Genomic DNA, 430 nt, shown 5'->3' on the forward strand with positions numbered 1-430 from the left:
GATGGTCGTTGTGGCCACCGCTGGGCAACCCGTGTCTGCGTTGCTTACCGTTACGGAGTAAACCGTCGTAGTCGTTGGCGATACAGAGATGGCCTGCGACGTCGCGTTTGTCGACCAGAGGTAGTTGTACGAAGCGCCACCGGTGCCGGCCGCCGTCAGCACAACCGTGTTGCCTTCGCAGATGGTCTGGCTAGGTGCAATGCCGATGGTCGCCGACGTAGCCGGGTTCACCGTCACTGTAGCGGTAGCCGTAGTAGAGCAACCGTCGCTATTCGTCACAATCACCGTGTAGAGCGTCGACAGGGTTGGCGACACCGTTACCGACGCCGTTGACCCGGTACCAGCTGGCAGCCAGGTGTAGGTCAGGCCTGTTCCGCCCGCCGCCGTGGCGCTGAGGGTCGCTGTTGTACCGAAGCAGATCACTTGATCG

Annotated in this window: 1 protein-coding gene; it reads right to left on the reverse strand. The window is 61.6% G+C overall.

Translation table 11 applies throughout. The features are described from left to right. A partial coding sequence (locus F7231_RS27105; RefSeq protein WP_445451895.1) for an Ig-like domain-containing protein occupies positions 1-430 on the reverse strand: 430 nt, incomplete at both ends.

The organism is Fibrivirga algicola, assembly GCF_011742925.1.
GTDB classification, from domain to species: Bacteria; Bacteroidota; Bacteroidia; order Cytophagales; family Spirosomataceae; genus Fibrella; species Fibrella algicola.